The organism is Bradyrhizobium sp. Cp5.3 (genome assembly GCF_000426265.1).
GTDB lineage: Bacteria > Pseudomonadota > Alphaproteobacteria > Rhizobiales > Xanthobacteraceae > Bradyrhizobium > Bradyrhizobium neotropicale.
In genome coordinates this window covers 12501-30195 of record NZ_AUFA01000003.1, presented here as the reverse complement: position 1 = coordinate 30195, position 17695 = coordinate 12501, and the positions used below count along the sequence as shown (strand labels likewise).

Here is a 17695-nt window from a genome sequence, read left to right as displayed (position 1 = left end):
TGAAAGTGTTCAGCCGGCCTGACCGAGCGGAACCGCGCGCGGCTGCGCCTCCGCCGATTGCCGCGAGGCCAGCCGCTCCGCCTGCATCACCGCAAGCGTCAGCACCACGATCGCGACCGTCTGGTGTGCGAGCGCCAGCCCAATCGGCACCTGATTGATCAGCGTGAGGATGCCGAGCACCGCCTGCAGGCTCACGGCCGCAAACAGCCACAGCGCGCCGCCCGCAGCCGCACCGGCGCGCGACCGCACCGCATCGAACGCATGCAGCGCCGCCAGCGCGAACAGCGCATAGGCCGTCATGCGGTGCTCGAACTGCACCGTCAGCACATTGTCGAACAGATTGCGCCACCACGGCGTTTCGAACCACAGCCGGTCCGCCGACGGAATGAACGCGCCGTCGATCGCGGGCCAGGTATTGTAGGCGCGCCCGGCGCGCAGGCCAGCAACCAGCGCGCCGAAATAGATCTGCACGAAGGTCACGACCACGAGCAGCGCGCTCGTCAGCCGCAGCCGCGCGGGAGCCGTGATCTGCGGCCGGTCGGCAAGCCGCCGCACGGTCCAGACGATGCCGGCAAAGATCAGGAGCGCGAGTATCAGGTGCGTCGCCAGCCGATACTGCGACACCTCGACACGTTCTGTCAGGCCCGAGGCCACCATCCACCAGCCGACCGCGCCCTGTAGCCCGCCAAATCCAAACAACAGCCACAGCCGCCGCTTCAGCTCGCCGGACAGGCCGCCGCGCCACAGGAAGAACAGGAACGGCAGGAGATAGGCGACGCCGATGAAGCGGCCGAGCAGCCGGTGGCTCCATTCCCACCAGAAGATCTCCTTGAACTCGGAGAGTGTCATGCCCGCATTGAGCTCGCGATATTGCGGGATCTTCTTGTAGGCCTCGAACGCGTCGGTCCACTGCGCCTCCGTGAGCGGCGGCACGGTGCCCGTAACCGGCTTCCATTCGACGATCGAGAGCCCGGATTCGGTCAGTCGTGTCGCACCGCCGACCAGCACCATCAGCGCGATCAGCGCGGCCACGGAAACGAGCCACCAGCGCACGGCGCGATGCGGCTTGGTCGGGGCGGAAATCGTCGTCATTTCAGGAGCAAAACCAAGGCTTGAACCGGACTGCGTGCCCCTTATAGTCCCCCGCTCCCGCAGCGCAAGTTACGCAAAAAGCCGCAAAGCTCGCCTCATGACGATCCGCACCCGCAAGTTCCTCGGTACCATCCTGCTTCTGGTGCTGGCCGCCGTCTGGGCCCTGCTCGGCATGGCGCTGGCGCAGATGCCGTGGATCGCCGAATCCGGCTGGCGGCAGGCGATCTACTACGTGGTGGCGGGCATGGGCTGGGTCTTGCCGGCGATGCCGATCGTGAGCTGGATGCAGCGGCCCGACCGCGCCTAACCGGCTTGCGCGCTGCCGGTCGGTCTCACCGGGGCAAAGGCGACACCCGACACCAGCACCCGGAGCATGCGCAGCGAGCGCACCCGGCCATCCCAGGAAATCCGCGGCAGCGCGCGCAGATTGGTGCGCCCCTCGGCATCCACGATGCCCGGAATGGTCGACACCGCGCTGGCAAACCCCGCCTCCTCCGCCATCACGACGTGGCTGCGGCGGAACGATGAGCGATCGCCGAACGGGAATGCGAGGTGCCGGATCTCGCGGCGAAAGGCGGCTTCCGCCACCGCCTTGCCCATCGTCATCTCGCGCAGGGCCGCCGGATCCTTCATGTTGGCAAGAACCGGATAATTGACGGTCGCACTGCCGATCGTGACATTCGGATCGGCCGCGAGCTTCGCCAGGTCCTCCCAATTCATCGAGGCCTCGCGCGAGATGGCGGCGAGATCGACCCGGTGGCGTGTGCAGAGATCGTTGATCGCGACGGTCAGGTCCGCCGGCGACAGCGTGCGCAGCCAGCGCTCGATGAACGTGAACAGCGCCTGCTTGTCGGCGCTGCTGGTGACGACGAAGCGCTGCTCCCTCTCGCCCATCATGAAGCTGAAGCGGCTTTCGCGCGCGATCATCTGTTCGAGTGCGAGCCACCAGGCTTCGCCGACACCATCGGGAAAGGCGGTGGGAACGTAGACCGTGAAGGGCACGCCATGGCGCGCCAGCACCGGACAGGCGAAGTTGATCAGGTCCTTGCCGGCCCCGTCGAAGGTCAGCGCCACGAAGCGCCGCTTTTCCGGCAGCGTGACGGCGCGCCGACAGACGTCGTCCATGCCGAGGAAATCGTACTGCCAGCGCTTCAGCGCACGAATGGCACGGTCGAGGAATTGCGGGGTGACCTCGCTTGCACGCAGTGGCTGGAACGCCCCACTCCGCCGCGGCCGCACGCGCTCGAAGCGCAGGATCGCGCCAACGCCGCGCCCGCGCAGCAGGGGTTGGCCGGTGAACCAGGCCAGTTCAAGGCGCAGCCGCTCCAGCCATCTGTCGTCGGATGCCAATGTCCCACCTTCCCGCGCGTTCGCCGGCGGCGCCTCTCTGCCATTGTCCTTACCCTTTGTTGACATTTGTTTGCAAAGGTCGGCCAAGGGCCGAATTACGCATTTTTTGTTTCTCGACAGGTTTCGCGAATGACCATGGCTGCGGCGATGCAAAGCCGGACGGCAGAAGCGCCAGCGCGGTCGAAAGCGAGCCGCATCGCTCATGTCGGCGTCATCAGTGACCTCGGAGAGGCCGAGCCGGTTTGGCGCGCCTTCGAGGAGCCGGGCCACCTCTCGACGCCCTATCAACGCTTCGATCTGTTGAGCCCGTGGCAGCGGCTGGTCGGCGAACACGAAGCCGCCCGCCCCTTCATCGTGATCGCCTACGACGCCGAGCACCGGCCGCTGGTGCTGCTTCCGCTCTCACTCCGCCAAAGCCATGGCGTGCGCACTGCCTGCTTCATGGGCGGCAAGCATACGACCTTCAACATGGGCCTGTGGAACGTCGAGTTCGCCGCGCAGGCCGTCGCAGCCGATCTCGACGCACTGTTTGCGCCACTGGGCCAACATGTCGACGTGCTGGCGCTGACGCAGCAGCCGCTGCGCTGGCACGACCAGCAGAACCCGTTTGCGCTGTTGCAGCGGCAGGGCTCGATCAACGGCTGCCCTCGGCTCGTGATGGAGCCGGGTGGCCCGCCGGCGTCGCGGATCAGCAACTCCTTGCGCCGCCGCCTGAAGAGCAAGGAAAAGAAGCTCCAGGCGCTCGCCGGCTATCGCTATCACCTCGCCTCTACCGACGAGGACGTCACCCGCCTGCTCGACTGGTTCTTCCGCATCAAGCCGGCGCGGATGGCGGAACAGAAGCTGCCGAACGTGTTCGCCGAGCCGGGCGTCGAGGAGTTCATCCGCGGCGCATGCCTGATGCCGCGCGGCGAAGGCCGCATCATCGACATCCACGCGCTCGAATGCGACGACGAGGTGATCGCGATCTTCGCGGGCGTAGCCGACGGCCAGCGCTTCTCGATGATGTTCAACACCTACACGCTGTCCGAAAACGCTCGCTACAGCCCCGGCCTGATCCTGATGCGCTACATCATCGACCGCTACGGCGAGCGCGGCTACCACGCACTCGACCTCGGCATCGGCTCGGACGACTACAAGCGCATGTTCTGCAAGGACGACGAAGAGATCTTCGACAGCTTTGTCCCGCTGACTTCGCGCGGCAAGCTCGCGGCGATGGCGATATCATCGCTGAGCCATGGCAAGCGGCTGGTGAAACAGAACCAGATGCTGTTCGATCTCGCACGGAAACTGCGACGGGCGTTCGGGTAGCGGATAGCGCATCAGCGATCCAGGGCTATTGATAGGCTTGCACGGTTCTCGGAAGCCTGGCGCGGCGTGGATTGAACCGCACTTGTCGCGAAATATCGCGACATGACTTATGACGGATTATTGAAGGTCAGGTTTTTCCAGGCTCATTCACAAAAATGAGACTGGTTTTCGTAGGCAAGAAGGTACAAGCTCCAACGCAGTAGCATCACGTCAGCCAGCATTCCAAAGTTGCAATCGCCATCCACTCGCTGGAGCAGCGTCATGCGACACGCTTTTGGGCCGACAGTATCTCCTCAAGACCAGCTCGCGAAATTCGCGAGGGAGCGCCGCGAGCAGGCGAAGACAATGCCTGGCAGGGAGCGGGAGGAGTTGTTGAGAAAGGCCAGCCAAGCTGACACGGCAGCTCATATCGACGAGTGGATAAACTCTCCCGGACTTCAACGGCCAACCTAGGTAACATGCTGTCTCAAGCCGCTGCTCGCCGCGAAACGCCTGGCGCGCGTCGGCTTCTGGTTATTCCCAATGAACCTCATTCGTTCGGCTTCGACCGAACCTTGATGGGTTCGTCAATGAATTATTGTGCGCGACGGCAATGGGACCATCTGCGGATATCCCAACCCTGCCATTGTGACCGCGCTTGACCGACCATCGCCGTTCGTTCGCGATTGTTCGTACAACGCTACTCCACGGAACGGTACTCCATTCCGGCCCCGACCCTGCCGGCGGGGACTCGTCGCAAGTAGAGTCGGTTCCGGCACGCGTCGCGGACGGGACGTGTGGTCCTTGGAAGCGTCAAAAGAGTCGCATGGACGGGGAACTCTTTGCACTCTGTCGACATTCTTGGACGTAGACGGACACTTGCCACGTTAAGTTGCCCCTTCAACAACTTCCAAGGACGCGACTATGCCACGGGTAAATCAAACTGCGAAACAAGGGTCTGCAGCCGCGGCCGCCACCGTGACGGCACTGGCCGGACTAGGTCTGTCGCTGACTGGGAGCGCATCCGCAGCCACGACACCCACCGCTGCCAGCCCTCAATCTGATGATACATCGCCTAACCAGCGCTTCGTTCTTGGCGAAGAGGAAATGGCGGACGTCAGTCTCGCCACGTTCCATCTCTTCGACAAGGAAAGCGTCGGCAGCAACATGCAAATGGCCGTCGTTGTTGTTCGGGGCTGCCGGGGCTGCCGAGGTTGTGGCGGTTGCCGCGGCTGCCGGGTTTGGCGTGGCTGCGGTGGCTGCGGCTGTGGAGGGTGCGGTGGTTGCTGCGCGCGCTGGGGACGGTGCCGCTGGTGCTAAGTTCCGCAACTGGCGGATGAACAATAAGACCGACGAAATGGCGCGAGCAGAGGTTCAGCGCGACCGCTTTTCCTTGCCAGAAATTAACAAGGCTTCGGCGCCCGGCCCGGATAGAAGGGCGAGCGCGGGGCCTCCTCTAATCCAAGACGACGATCGTGAAGTTTGACGAACAGGAGCGCGGTGTACTGAGGCGCGCTGGCTTTTCCGTTGCTGACGACCACGAAGCGGCTTACCTCGAAGGTCTCGTTGTGATCGGCGCGCATGACGACGAAACGTTGTGGCTGACGATCACGCTGCGAAATGACTATCGGGTCGTGTGTGCCCTGCCGCGCGACGAGACCATCGTCGCCATAACCGAGAACGACTGACGTCCGCGCAAGCGAACGCGCCCTCTCGGGCAAGGCCAGCGCTGGCCCAAACAGCATTGCCGCAATTTAACTGGCGCAGACTGTCGGGTTGGGCAACACCCGGGCGCGCTGAGACTACATTCCATTCAAGCGATGCCGGATATCGAAATAACCGAGGAGTGTCGGGCCCTGATCGCCAGCGTCATCGAGCCGCCGACCGGACGACGTTTGCCGAACGGCAACTGGCGAACCGAGATCGACGCGGCGACGTGGCACTGGCTGCAGAGGCTGCGACGGCAGGGCGAATCGATATCGGACTGCATCATCCGTATGGTGATCGTCAGCCTGCACAAGCGCGGCTTACAGTAAGGCTTGCGGCGCGCGCAAAACGACCTGCCTGGACAATTTGTACTTCTACCGAAGCGCGATCGTCCGCGCCGCGTAGCTTCGGCAATGCTGGCGGCATTCCGGCGAGAGGGAAAGAACCCCTATGCCGCCACGACGCGCGGCGCGGCTTCCGGCGCATCCGACGGCTGCACGGGCTTGCTCAGCATCGTCACTTCGCTGAACCCCACCGCCCTGAGCTGCTCGCACATCAGCGTACGCGCGTCCGCGGCCATCGATACCTCTGGCACCACGACGGCGCGCGCGCTGGTCGTCAAGAGTTCCGCCGGCAGGTCCGAGGCGCTGCCGGCATCGAGCAGCACGTGATCGTAGACCCGGAGCAGCGCATCGATCGCGAGCGTCACCCGCGGCGACTGCAGCAGGCTGCGGTCGAAGCCGGGACGGCCGGCCATGACGAGGTGCAGCCGGGACAGCTTGTCCTTGGTGATGATCTGCGCAAACGATGCTTCGCCCTGCATCAGCTCGGCAAGGCCGGGCGCCGAGGCATCGACGGACACGGCGGCAATCGTTGGCGAGGATGCAGCAAGATCGACTACGACGACGCGGGCGTCGCGCGCCAGGTGCCGGGCAAGCGTCAGCGTCGACAGCGTGATGGCCTCGCCCGCGGCGGTACCCAGCACCGTGACCTTCTTCGCCGCCGCGCCCGCGGCACGCAGGCGCTCGGCCAGTTGCTCGATCTCGGCAAATTCGGTGACGTCCGCTTCGGGGATCATTTCCGGCTGCAGCGGCGCGGGCTCAACAACCACGAAATCGTCCGCCACTATGGAATCGTCAGCCAATACGGGATCGATGACCGGCTCATGGCGCACCGGCTCCGGCGCCGGCGCCGGCGCCGATGGAGTGAGCGCGGCGATGGCGCGCGGCGCGGTCTGGCGCAGCAGCTCGCCGGTGACGACGATGCCGGAAGAGAGCAGCAGCGTTGCCAGCGTCGCGATCAGAACGATCGGCAGCTTCTTCGGATAGGCCGGCGTGTTCGACACGATGCCGCGCGAGATGACGCGCCCCTCCGCCGGCGCGGTGTCGATGGTCTCGCGGGTGTTGGCCTCGCGGTACTTGGCGAGATACGTCTCGAGCAGGTCGCGCTGCGCCTTGGCCTCACGATCGAGCGCGCGGAGCTGGACGTCCTGGCCGTTGGTCGAGGTCGCCTGCTTCTTGAGCTGCTCGAGGCTTGCGGTGAGGCTGTCGACCCGGCCGCCAGCGATACGCGCGTCATTCTCCAGCGAGCGCGAGATCTTGCCGGCCTCGTCGCGAATCTGAGTATCGAGATCGCCGAGCTGTGCCTTCAATTCCTTGATGCGCGGATGGTTACCAAGCAGCGTCGAGGATTGCTCGGCAAGCTGGGCGCGCAGGGTCACGCGCTGCTCGGACAGCCGCCGCATAAGTTCGGAGTTGAGCACTTCGGATGCCTCGATCGGCTTGCCGCTCTGGAGCATCTCGCGGATCAGGCGCGCCTTGGCCTCGGCATCGGCCTTCAGCGCGCGGGCATTGTTGAGCTGGGTGTTGACTTCGCCCATCTGCTGGTTTGACAGCGTCGTATTGTTGGTGCCGACGAACAGGCTCGACTTCGAGCGGAAGTCCTCTACCTTGGCCTCGGCGTCGGAAACCTTCTTGCGCAAGTTCTCGATCTCGCCCGCGAGCCACTGGCTCGCATTGCGCGCCTGGTCCTGGCGCGCATTCTGCTGCAGCACGAGGTAGCCTTCGGCGATCGAGTTGGCGACGCGTGCGGCGAGCTCCGGATCGGCCGACTGGAATTCGACCACGATGACGCGCGACTTGTCGACGGCGTAGGCCTGAAGGCGATCGTAATAGGCGTCCAGCACGCGCTCTTCCGGCGTCATCGAGAACGGATCGCGGCCGATGCCGACCAGCGCAGCAAGCGATTTCAGCGGCGAAATGCCCTGCAGCACCGGATCGAATTCGGGCCGCTCCGCGAGCTTGTTCTTCTTGATGATCTCGCGCGCGAGATCGCGCGACAGCACGAGCTGCACCTGGCTGGTGACGGCTTCGGCGTCCAGCGCCTGCCGCTCCTCGGCGCGGTCGCTGTTCGGACGCAGGAAAACATTCTCGCGGCCGTCGATCAGGATGCGCGCCTCCGACTTGTAGCGCGACGTCACCAGGTTGACTGCGGCCACCGAGGCAACGAGCGCCAGCACCGTCGGCACGATGATCCAGCCGCGCTTGCGGGCGAGTGCGCCGCCGAGCGCGTGCAGATCGATGTCACCGGATTCGACTTGCGCCTGCTTCAGCGCGGCGGGTGCAGGCCGGGCTTCAGCTTTGGCGTTGGGCTCGGGCTTGATTTTGGGCTTGGAGACAGCCCGCTCGATCACCGCCTTGTCCTTGCCGGCACGCCAGAACGCCAAACGCATCTCACACTCCCGCAGGGCAACGCCGCGACTCTACCTCAACCGGCGCGATTACACTCCATTAAGGTTGCCGCTGGGTTAATCGTGCACTGCTGCGCGTGGCGCACACCACGACAACACCTTTTGTTAACCACGAGGCCCCTTAATCCAGCATGTATTTCAGTGGACTGTTTGCCTTCGAGCGCTGGTTCTGAACATGCCCCCCTCTTCCAACCAGCCGCTTCGCATCCTGCACGCCGTGCGCGCCCCCGTCGGCGGAATCTTCCGCCACATCCTCGACCTCGCCAACGGACAGGTCGATCGCGGTCATCATGTCGGGATCCTTGCCGACAGCCTCACCGGCGGCGAGCGCGCCGAGAAGGCGCTCTCCGAGCTTGCGCCACGGCTGAAACTCGGCGTGCACCGGCTGGCGATCCGCCGCGAGCCGTCGCCGGAAGATTTTCTGGTGTGGCTGCGCATGCGGCGCCTTGCCGCCAAGCTCAAGCCGGATGTCATGCATGGCCACGGCGCCAAGGCCGGCGCATTCGTCCGCATGCGGCGACGCTCGGACGACATCATTCGCATCTACACGCCGCATGGCGGTTCGCTGCACTATCCCCTCAACACCTTAAAGGGAGAGTTTTACGCGCGGCTCGAGCGCGCGCTGATGGATTCGACCGACCTGTGCCTGTTCGAGAGCGCATTTGCCCGCGATACCTATCAGCGCATCGTTGGCACGCCGAAGGGCGTGGTCCACTGCGTGTTCAACGGCGTCACGCCCGAGGAATTCGAGCCGGTCGTCACCGCCGATGATGCCACCGACCTCGCCTATGTCGGCGAGTTCAGGCACATCAAGGGCGCTGACCTCCTAGTCGATGCGGTCGCGCGCCTGCATGCCAACGGCAAAAAGGTCACGCTCACGCTCGGCGGCGACGGCGAGGAGACGGCGGCGCTGAAAGCGCAGGTGGAGAAACTCGGCCTGACCGGTGCGATCCGCTTCGCCGGCCACGTCAAGGCCCGCTATGGCTTTTCCAGGGGGCGGCTGCTCGTCGTTCCCTCGCGCGGCGATTCCATGCCCTATGTCGTGATCGAGGCGGGCGCGGCCGGCATTCCCATGATCGCGGCGCGGGTCGGCGGCATTCCCGAGATCTTCGGCGCCGACAGCCCAGCCCTGTTCACTCCCAGCAACGCGGACGCCATGGCGGAAGCGATCGCGGCCGCACTCGCAGATTCCGAGGCGACCGCGCAGCGTGCGGTGTCGCTGCGCGAACGGATCTCGGCGCAATTCTCCCAGCAGGCGATGGTCGATGGCGTGCTCGCGGGCTACCGCGACGCATTTGCCAATCATTAACCATTCTTAAGGGCGGCTTTAGAGAATCTTCCGATTTGTCCGATAAGCGAAGAGCCGGGGAATGCTCGCCCGGGTGCAAGGTCGCGCCGCGGGTTTTTGGAATGGACCTAGACACCCGTGGAACCGCTCAACGCACGCTCGATGCTCGATGCCGCGACCAGCGCTGCGGCGAAACCGGCTGAAAAGCCGTTCGTCGAACGCCGTCGCCGCCTCTCGCCGGCCGCGCTCGAGATCGTGAACCAGAAGGTCGCCCGCGCCTATTCACCGATCGTGATCGCCGGCTTCGTTCGCGTGGTCGATTTCGCGCTGCTGAGCCTCGTCGGCATCGTGCTCTATGTCGGCTATGTCATGCCGCTCTCGGGCTTCCGCTGGGAATATGTCGCAGCGATCGTCGGCGTTGCCGTCGCCACCGTGATCTGCTTCCAGTCCGCCGACATCTACCAGGTCCAGCTCTTCCGTGGACAGCTTCGGCAGATGACGCGGATGATCTCGTCCTGGTCGTTCGTCTTCCTGCTGTTCATCGGCGCCTCGTTCTTCGCCAAGCTCGGCAGCGAGATGTCGCGGCTGTGGCTTGCCGCCTTCTTCTTCCTCGGCCTTGCCGCGCTGATCGCCGAGCGCCTGGTGCTGCGTACGCTGGTGCGCCGCTGGGCGCGCGAGGGCCGGCTCGACCGCCGCACCATCATCGTCGGCTCCGACCGCAATGGCGAGGAACTGGTCGAGGCGTTGAACGCGCAGGAGGACTCCGACATCCACGTGCTCGGCGTGTTCGACGACCGCAATGACAGCCGCGCGCTCGACACCTGCGCGGGCGCGCGCAAACTCGGTAAAGTCGACGACATCGTCGAGTTCGCCCGCCGCACCCGTGTCGACCTCGTGCTGTTCGCGCTGCCGATCTCGGCCGAGACGCGCATCCTGGAAATGCTGAAGAAGCTCTGGGTGCTGCCGGTCGACATCCGCCTATCCGCGCACACCAACAAGCTGCGCTTCCGTCCCCGCTCCTATTCCTATCTCGGCGAGGTGCCGACGCTCGACGTATTCGAGGCGCCGATCACCGACTGGGATCTGGTGATGAAATGGCTGTTCGACCTCATCGTCGGCAGCCTCGCGTTGCTCGCGGCGCTGCCGGTAATGGCGCTGGTTGCACTCGCAATCAAGCTCGACAGCCCCGGCCCGGTGCTGTTCCGCCAGAAGCGTTTTGGTTTCAACAACGAGCGCATCGACGTCTATAAGTTCCGCTCGATGTATCACCACCAGGCCGACCCGACCGCCTCGAAGGTCGTGACCAAGAACGATCCGCGCGTCACCCGCGTCGGCCGCTTCATCCGCAAGACCAGCCTCGACGAGCTGCCGCAGCTCTTCAACGTGCTCTTCTCCGGCAATCTCTCCCTGGTCGGTCCGCGTCCGCACGCGGTGCAGGGCAAGCTCCAGAGCCGGTTGTTCGACGAAGCCGTCGACGGCTATTTCGCGCGTCACCGCGTCAAGCCCGGCATCACCGGCTGGGCCCAGATCAACGGCTGGCGCGGCGAGATCGACAATGAAGAGAAGATCCAGAAGCGCGTCGAGTTTGACCTCTATTACATCGAGAACTGGTCGGTGCTGTTCGACCTCTACATTTTCCTGCAAACGCCGATCTCGCTGCTGACCAAGAGCGAGAACGCGTATTGAGTTTCCGTCATGCCCCGCCTTGTGCGCACTTGCGCACTGGGCGAGGTATCCAGTAACGCGCAGCGACAGCCAACTCCTGCAACATGCGCCGCGGAGTACTGGATCGCCCGGTCAAGCCGGGCGATGACAGGGTGAGTGAGTTGCGTAACGTGTGAGCGTGTGATGGCGTATGCGGCGACAGCCGGTGGAGTGAACCCAGTCGCGCCGGCTGCACCCGGTGTGCTCGTCCTCCAGCGCGCGCTGGTGTGGCTGGTGGGTGCCTCCGGCGCCATCGTCTTCATCGAGCCGAGTCCCTACGAGATCGCGACGCTGCTCGCCACCGTCATCTTCTTCGCCACCGGCCTGCGCCTGAGGCTCGCGCTCATGCCGCTGGTGCTGCTGCTGGTCACGCTCAATGTCGGCTACACCATCAGCGCGATCCCCCTGTTCGAGCAGTCCGAGGTCGTCAGCTGGATCGCGACGTCCTGGTACATGGCGGTCACCGTGGTGTTCTTCGCCATGGTCACCTCCGAGGACACGGCGGCAAGGCTCGACATGCTCCGCCGCGGCCTCGTGGTTGGCGCGATGGTCGCCTCGCTCTCCGCCATCGCCGGCTATTTCAACCTGGTTCCCGGCGGGCACGACCTCCTGACGCTCTATGAACGCGCGCGCGGCACCTTCAAGGACCCCAACGTGCTCGGCGCTTTCCTGATCCTGCCGGCGCTGTTCTCGCTGCAGAGCGCGGTCTCAGATCGCCTGGCCAAGGCGTTCCGCAACGTCCTCGCGTTCGGCATCATGGCGCTGGCCATCCTGCTCGCCTTCTCCCGCGCCGCCTGGGGCGGCCTGGTCGTGACCGCCGCCTTCATGCTGGTGCTGATGGTACTGACCAGCCGGAGCAACGCGCAACGCTCGCGCATCATCATCATGGCCATCGTCGCCGCGGTGCTCGGCCTCGCCTTGATCGCGATCCTATTGTCGTTCGACTCCATCGCGGACATGTTCAAGCAGCGCGCGAGCTTCGACCAGAGCTACGACGAAGGCCGTTTCGGCCGGTTCGGCCGGCACATCCTCGGCGCCGAGATGGCGCTCGACCTGCCGTTCGGCATCGGCCCGCTGCAATTCCACCGCTACTTCCCCGAAGACACCCACAATTCCTATCTGAATGCCTTCATGTCGGGCGGCTGGCTCTCCGGCATCTGCTATCCGGCGCTGGTTTTCACCACCGTGATCATGGGCTTCCGCCACATCTTCGTTCGCGTGCCCTGGCAGCGGGCATATCTGGCGATCTTCTCCGCCTTCGTCGGCACCGTCGGCGAAAGCTTCGTGATCGACACCGACCACTGGCGTCACTTCTGGATGATGCTCGGTGCCATGTGGGGCATGATCGCGGCGGCCCAGGTCTACAAGATCAGGGCTGGCGACGAAGCTTCTTCAGCTTGAGATCGGGACGCTTCTCTGGCGGCGTATCGAGAAGGCTCTTCAGCGCTGACGTGGCGGCGAGCACGCCCTTGTACCCGTCATTGGCGAAGCGCAGCAGCAGGCGCAGTTCCTCGTCGGAATAGGCGCTCCAGACCTTTTCCATCGCCTGCTGCATCGGCACGTAAAGTTGCCCGATCTTCATCGCCGCCTCCGGCACCACCGCGATGAAGACCTTGCGCCGGTCAGTCTCATCCCGCTCGCGGCGCACGAGACCCGCTTTCTCGAGCCGGTCCACCACGCCCGTGATCGCGCCAGTCGTGAGCCCGGTGACTTCGGCGAGCCGCCCGGCGGTCACGCGCCCTTCGAGATGCAGGATATCCATGCATTCGAGGTCGGAATTGGCAATTCCGGCAACGTTGGCAACGGTTTGGCCATACAGCACGCCCTGCGCCGACGATCGCCGCATCGCCTCTTCCAGTTCCCCCAACAACGCCGCCCGCGCCTTCGTCCTTGACAAGGCCGACCTCTTCTCTTACTCGATATATATCTTAGTCACTAAGAGATTTAGCGACCATAATTTCTCCTAGCACCACGGAAACGTCTGGAGCAAGCCATGTCCCACCGTCCCCGCAAGGCCCTGATCATCGGCGCCGGCATCGCCGGGCCTGTCGCCGCCGTCCTGCTGCGCCGTGCCGGCATCGAGTCCGCGATTTACGAGGCCTGGCCCTATTCCAAGGGCATCGGCGGCGGATTGCAGATCGCTCCGAACGGCATGCAGGTGATGGACGAGATCGGCCTTGCCGGCGAGCTGATCAGCCGCGGCTCGGTCGCGGAATCCTTCGACTTCTGTTCGCAGAGCGGCCAGAGGCTCGGTTCGCTCAACCGCGACATGGAGCGGCGCTTCGGCCAACCCGCGGTCAATGTCTGCCGCGCCACGCTGAACGAGATCCTGGTCGACAAGGCCTGGTGCTCCTGCGTGTCGCTCCATTTCGAGAAGCGGCTGATCAAGATCGAGGACCGCGGCGATCAGCCCATCATCGCCTATTTCGCCGACGGCTCCACCGCCGAGGGCGACTTCCTGATCGGCGCGGATGGCGTGCACTCGATGGTGCGCCGTCAGGTGATCCCGGACGGGCCGGCCCCCTTCGACACCGGCCTGATCGGCTTCGGCGGCTTCGTGCCGCGCGCGGTGCTCGACGGCACGGCGGTCGGCCAGCGTGTCGTGACCACGTTCGGTCAGAGTGGCTTCTTCGGCTACGGCTTCTGCAGTCCGGACCCGAATGACGGGGCGATGTGGTGGAGCACGCAGCCCGCGCACGGCATCGATGCCGCCGCGTTCCGCGCGCAGGATCAGGCAACGATCAAGCAGCATTTGCGCGACTTCCACCGGGGCTGGCACGATCCCATTCCGGCCATCCTCGAGGCGGCCGAGAACATCGTGGTGACGGATACGCTCGACGTCGCGACGCTGCCGACCTGGTCGCGCAAGCGGTCCCTGCTGATCGGCGACGCCGCGCATGCGACGAGCCCGCATGCCGGCCAGGGCGCCTCGCTCGCGCTCGAGGACGCGATGCGGCTGGCGCGGCTGATGCAGGACGGCCAGGAGCTCGGCGTCACCTTCCAGAATTTCGAGGCCGAGCGTCGCCCGCGCGCCGAGAAGATCGTCGCGATCGCCCGCCGCAACGGCAACAGCAAGCGCGAATTCAGCGCCACCGGCGCGTTCATCCGCAATCAGATGATGAAGTGGCTGCTGCCGCTGGGATCGAAAAGCATGGAGTTCATGTACGCGTATGACGCACGGGCGGTGTAGCGGCACGCTGCCATAGGGTGGGCAAAGGCGCAACGCGCCGTGCCCACCATCTCTCCGCAGTTGCGATGGAAATGGTGGGCACGCTTCCGCCTTCGCTCTCCGAGCTACGGCGGACAGGTCGCTTAGCCCACCCTACAATTTGCGGCTACTTCTCCACCACAAACGTCAGCCCGGCGTAATCGACTAGGCGCTTGATCAGCTTGTGCTGCATGGCCGCACCGGGCGTCCAGAAGCCGGCCGGGACATCCGTCGCATCGCGCAACAGGCAGATCGCGCATTCGGAGATGATCTTCGCCGTTGATGCGTAGCCCGGGTCGAGATCTCCCTTGATCGCCGCGCGAACCTGTCGGCCGTCGGGCGCAATCGCGACATAGAGCAGGTCGTAGTGACCGGCGTCGCGCTCTTCCTTCGACGGCCCCTCGCCCGGCTTGAGCGCCTCGGGGCCAGTCTTCTCGCTGTTGGCGGCCATGACGAGCTTCGCGTTGGCCTGCCCTTCGTCCCCCGCTCCCGTCAGCACCATCTCGTCGTAGACGAAATCCCGGCCATAGGGGAATCCCATCAGCATGTTGGAGCGATGGACATTGCGAGTGTTCAGCGTCGCCATCGCGAACGGGGCGGACCAGGATTGCAGGTCTTCCTCGAAAACAGGCTTGTTGCCGCGCGGCTGCTTGGGCCCCTCGAATCCGGGCGTGAAAGCAAAGGGGTCCTTGAGGATCGACACCAAGCTGAGATCCTGCGCAACCGCTTCGAAGGTGAGCCTTGCGCTCGCCGAAGTGCCACCGGAGAACTTCCAGCTGAGGTCGCGGACGCGCCCCTTGACGCGGGGCACTGGCGCTCCGAACACGCGCCTTGCTTCCTCCTGCACGAAGAAAGCGCCGAGCTCGAACGGGATGGAATCGAAGCCACAGGAGAAGATGATGCGCGCGCCGCTCGCCTTGGCTGCCGCCTCGTGCCGGTCGATCATCTGCTTCAGCCAGATCGGCTCGCCGCAGAGATCCATATAGTCGGTGCCCGATGCGGCGCAGGCGGCGAGCAGATCGGAGCCATAAAGCTGGTATGGACCGACAGTGGTGATTACGAGCTTGGCTTGATCGATCATCGCCCGCAACGACGCGGGGTCGGCGGCATCGGCAAGGATCAGCGGCGTATCGCCGGGTGCGCCAATCGCGTCGCGAACGGAAGCGAGCTTGTCTCTGCTGCGCCCAGCCATCGCCCATGTCGGCGCGCCGTCGCCCATGTATTGCGCAGCGAGGTATTCGGCGACGAGCTGGCCGGTGTATCCGGTTGCGCCATAGACGACGATGTCGAACTTTGACGACACGGATCACGTTTCCTGCAAGACCGCGGACCTTACGCCTCTACCGCAAACGTCAGCCCAGCGTGATCCTGGAGCCGCTTGATCAGCTTGTGCTGCATCGCTGCGCCCGGCGTCCAGAAACCGGCGGCAACGTCGGTCGTGTCACGCAGCATGCAGATCGCGCATTCCGAGATCATCTTCGAGGTCGAGCCGTAGCCGGGATCGCGGTCGCCGGTGACACCGGCACGAACCATGCGGCCGTCCGGCGCGATTGCAACATAGAGCAAATTGAAGAGCCCGTTCTCCCGCTCTTCCTTCGACGGCCCCTCGCCCGGCTTCGGCGCGCTCGGGCCGGTCTTCTCGGCATTGGCTGCCATCACGCGCTTCGCGTTCGCCTCGCCCTTCTCGCCGGGACCGGTCAGGACCATCTCGTCGTAGACGAACTCCTTGCCGTAGGGAAAGCCCATCAGCATGTTGGAGCGATGGACGTTGCGCGTGTTGATCAGCGCCATCATGAAGGGTGCGGCCCAGGACTGCAGGTCCTCCTCGAGGATAGACCTGTTGCCCTTCGGCTGCTTCGGGCCAGTAAAGCCGGGCGTGAGCGCAAACGGATCGTTCAGGATAGCGACGAGGCTGATATCCTTGGCAACGGCATCGAAGGTCGCTTTCGCGCTCGCCGCAGTACCGCCGGACAGCGTGCCGCGCATGTCACGCACGCGGCCCTTCACGCGCGAGGCGGGCGCGCCGAACACGCGCTTGGCCTGTTCCTGCACGAAGAACGCGCCGAGCTCGAACGGCACGGAATCGAAGCCGCAAGAAAACACGATGCGGGCGCCACTCGCCTTGGCCGCCGCTTCGTGCTTGTCGATCATCTGCCGCATCCAGACCGGCTCGCCGCAGAGGTCGAAATAATCCGTGCCGGTGGCAACACAGGCTGCGAGCAACTCTTCACCGTAGAGCTGATACGGTCCGACGGTCGTGATCACCGACATCGTCTGCTCAACCATCGCCTTCAGCGATGCCGCGTCAGAGGCATCGGCCACGATCAGAGGCGTGTCCGCGGGCGCGCCGATTGCGTCGCGCACCGATTTGAGCTTGTTGAGGCTGCGCCCGGCCATCGCCCATTTGAGTGCCTTGTCGCCCTTGTAGTGCGCCGCCAGATATTCGGCGACGAGCTGGCCGGTGAAACCGGTCGCGCCGTAGACGACGATGTCGAATTTCGTAGAGCTCATGTGCGACCCTTACTTCTTTCCGTAACTCACGCCCATGCCGGCACGGACGTCGCTTTGAATACCGTAGGGCGGGATCGGGTAGCGCAGGCCGTTCCTGGCCAGCGCCTTCATGCCCTCAATCGCCTTGGCGAGATGCTCCGGCTTCAGTGCCATCAGCATCTCCTCGTCCGGCACGCCGCCATAGCGCCGTTCGGCATAGCATGGCAAGGACAGGCTAGGCTCTCCGGTCTTGAGCGCCCGCCCCCAGGAATCCGCGCACGCGGTCTCGCCGACCACACCCCATTCGAATTTTCTGTAGCCGGTATATTGCAGCCCGTTGATCAGGATGATCATCTGCCCCGGCGTCGCGTAGACGAGACAGATGTCGGGCGGAACGAGCCGGCCGCTCGCCAGCGGGCTGACCGCGAGCGCCTGATACTGGCCGAACGGCACCACATCAAGCGCCTCCTGACGCTTGCGCGCATCCTCCGCCGTGCCGTGCCAGACGCCGACATAATTCTCACCGGCGAGCCATTTCTCGTCCTGCGGCGCAAGGCCGATCACCGCGCGGCACTGCGCGCCGACGAGATCGTCCGCGGTGATGCCGACGGTCCATCCCAGCCGCGCCGCCATGCTGACGATCTGGTCGGTGGTGTGGATCGAACTCGGCCGCCGGATTTTCGGGATCGCCTCCATGTCGGCGGCGCGTGCGAACAGCTTCATGCCGATCACCGTCGTCTTCAGCCGCAACAGGCTGTTGAGATCGGCAACGAGGCCGGCAAGATCGATCGTCTCTGCACTCGCTTGCTGCATGGCA

15 protein-coding genes are annotated in these 17695 nt (G+C 64.6%); 8 read left to right on the top strand and 7 right to left on the bottom strand.

Going from position 1 to position 17695, the window contains the following annotated elements:
* Nucleotides 1–9 precede the first annotated feature (9 nt).
* Entirely contained in the window at nucleotides 10–1092 is a 1083-nt protein-coding gene (locus K289_RS0105390; protein ID WP_027550560.1) for a COX15/CtaA family protein, read from the bottom strand.
* Between the two features lie 97 nt (nucleotides 1093–1189).
* Between K289_RS0105390 and K289_RS0105385 the strand changes: the two genes are divergently transcribed.
* Nucleotides 1190–1399 carry a DUF2842 domain-containing protein gene (locus K289_RS0105385; protein WP_027550559.1) on the top strand — a complete coding sequence of 70 codons (210 nt, stop codon included), beginning with the start codon at nucleotides 1190–1192 and terminating at the stop codon, nucleotides 1397–1399.
* On the opposite strand, the gene K289_RS0105380 is transcribed toward K289_RS0105385, so the two are convergent.
* The gene (locus K289_RS0105380; RefSeq protein WP_027550558.1) at nucleotides 1396–2442 is read right to left on the bottom strand and encodes a polysaccharide deacetylase family protein; all 1047 of its coding nucleotides are present in this window, start codon (nucleotides 2440–2442) and stop codon (nucleotides 1396–1398) included. The two genes, K289_RS0105385 and K289_RS0105380, sit on opposite strands and share 4 nt — an antisense overlap.
* Before the next feature lie 129 nt (nucleotides 2443–2571).
* Here K289_RS0105380 and K289_RS0105375 point away from each other — a divergent pair, with 129 nt between their 5' ends.
* From K289_RS0105375 to K289_RS0105360, 3 genes are all read left to right on the top strand, one after another.
* Nucleotides 2572–3753, top strand: coding sequence for a GNAT family N-acetyltransferase (locus K289_RS0105375; protein WP_027550557.1), 1182 nt, complete (start codon nucleotides 2572–2574; stop codon nucleotides 3751–3753).
* 1454 nt (nucleotides 3754–5207) lie between these two features.
* A complete protein-coding gene (locus tag K289_RS0105365) occupies nucleotides 5208–5420 on the top strand; it encodes a hypothetical protein (RefSeq protein ID WP_027550555.1) in 213 nt (70 codons plus the stop codon).
* Nucleotides 5421–5552: 132 nt separating this feature from the next.
* Complete coding sequence (locus tag K289_RS0105360) at nucleotides 5553–5768, top strand: hypothetical protein (RefSeq protein ID WP_027550554.1); 216 nt, start codon at nucleotides 5553–5555, stop codon at nucleotides 5766–5768.
* A gap of 119 nt (nucleotides 5769–5887) precedes the next feature.
* Here K289_RS0105360 and K289_RS0105355 read toward each other — a convergent pair whose 3' ends face one another.
* Complete coding sequence (locus K289_RS0105355) at nucleotides 5888–8170, bottom strand: exopolysaccharide transport family protein (RefSeq protein WP_027550553.1); 2283 nt, start codon at nucleotides 8168–8170, stop codon at nucleotides 5888–5890.
* A gap of 193 nt (nucleotides 8171–8363) precedes the next feature.
* On the opposite strand from K289_RS0105355, the gene K289_RS0105350 reads away from it, so the two are divergent.
* From K289_RS0105350 to K289_RS0105340, 3 genes are all read left to right on the top strand, one after another.
* A complete protein-coding gene (locus K289_RS0105350) occupies nucleotides 8364–9497 on the top strand; it encodes a glycosyltransferase family 4 protein (protein ID WP_027550552.1) in 1134 nt (377 codons plus the stop codon).
* A gap of 117 nt (nucleotides 9498–9614) precedes the next feature.
* A complete protein-coding gene (locus tag K289_RS0105345; RefSeq protein WP_027550551.1) occupies nucleotides 9615–11162 on the top strand; it encodes an undecaprenyl-phosphate glucose phosphotransferase in 1548 nt (515 codons plus the stop codon).
* A 162-nt stretch (nucleotides 11163–11324) separates the two neighbouring features.
* Nucleotides 11325–12581: an O-antigen ligase gene (locus K289_RS0105340; protein WP_027550550.1), complete on the top strand. Its 1257-nt coding sequence runs from the start codon at nucleotides 11325–11327 to the stop codon at nucleotides 12579–12581.
* On the opposite strand, the gene K289_RS0105335 is transcribed toward K289_RS0105340, so the two are convergent.
* Nucleotides 12550–13026, bottom strand: coding sequence for a MarR family transcriptional regulator (locus tag K289_RS0105335; RefSeq protein WP_051310496.1), 477 nt, complete (start codon nucleotides 13024–13026; stop codon nucleotides 12550–12552). The genes K289_RS0105340 and K289_RS0105335 overlap by 32 nt on opposite strands.
* A gap of 147 nt (nucleotides 13027–13173) precedes the next feature.
* Between K289_RS0105335 and K289_RS0105330 the strand changes: the two genes are divergently transcribed.
* Nucleotides 13174–14370 (top strand): FAD-dependent monooxygenase, encoded by a 1197-nt coding sequence (locus tag K289_RS0105330; RefSeq protein ID WP_027550548.1) that lies wholly within the window; start codon nucleotides 13174–13176, stop codon nucleotides 14368–14370.
* 145 nt (nucleotides 14371–14515) lie between these two features.
* Here the strand turns inward: K289_RS0105330 and K289_RS0105325 are convergent, their stop codons facing one another.
* From K289_RS0105325 to K289_RS0105315, 3 genes are read right to left on the bottom strand one after another with little or no spacing between them, the layout of a single operon-like run.
* Nucleotides 14516–15691 (bottom strand): trans-acting enoyl reductase family protein, encoded by a 1176-nt coding sequence (locus tag K289_RS0105325; protein WP_027550547.1) that lies wholly within the window; start codon nucleotides 15689–15691, stop codon nucleotides 14516–14518.
* Between the two features lie 29 nt (nucleotides 15692–15720).
* A complete protein-coding gene (locus K289_RS0105320; RefSeq protein WP_027550546.1) occupies nucleotides 15721–16899 on the bottom strand; it encodes a trans-acting enoyl reductase family protein in 1179 nt (392 codons plus the stop codon).
* 9 nt (nucleotides 16900–16908) lie between these two features.
* Nucleotides 16909–17691, bottom strand: coding sequence for a DUF169 domain-containing protein (locus tag K289_RS0105315; RefSeq protein WP_027550545.1), 783 nt, complete (start codon nucleotides 17689–17691; stop codon nucleotides 16909–16911).
* Between the last annotated feature and the right edge of the window lie 4 nt (nucleotides 17692–17695).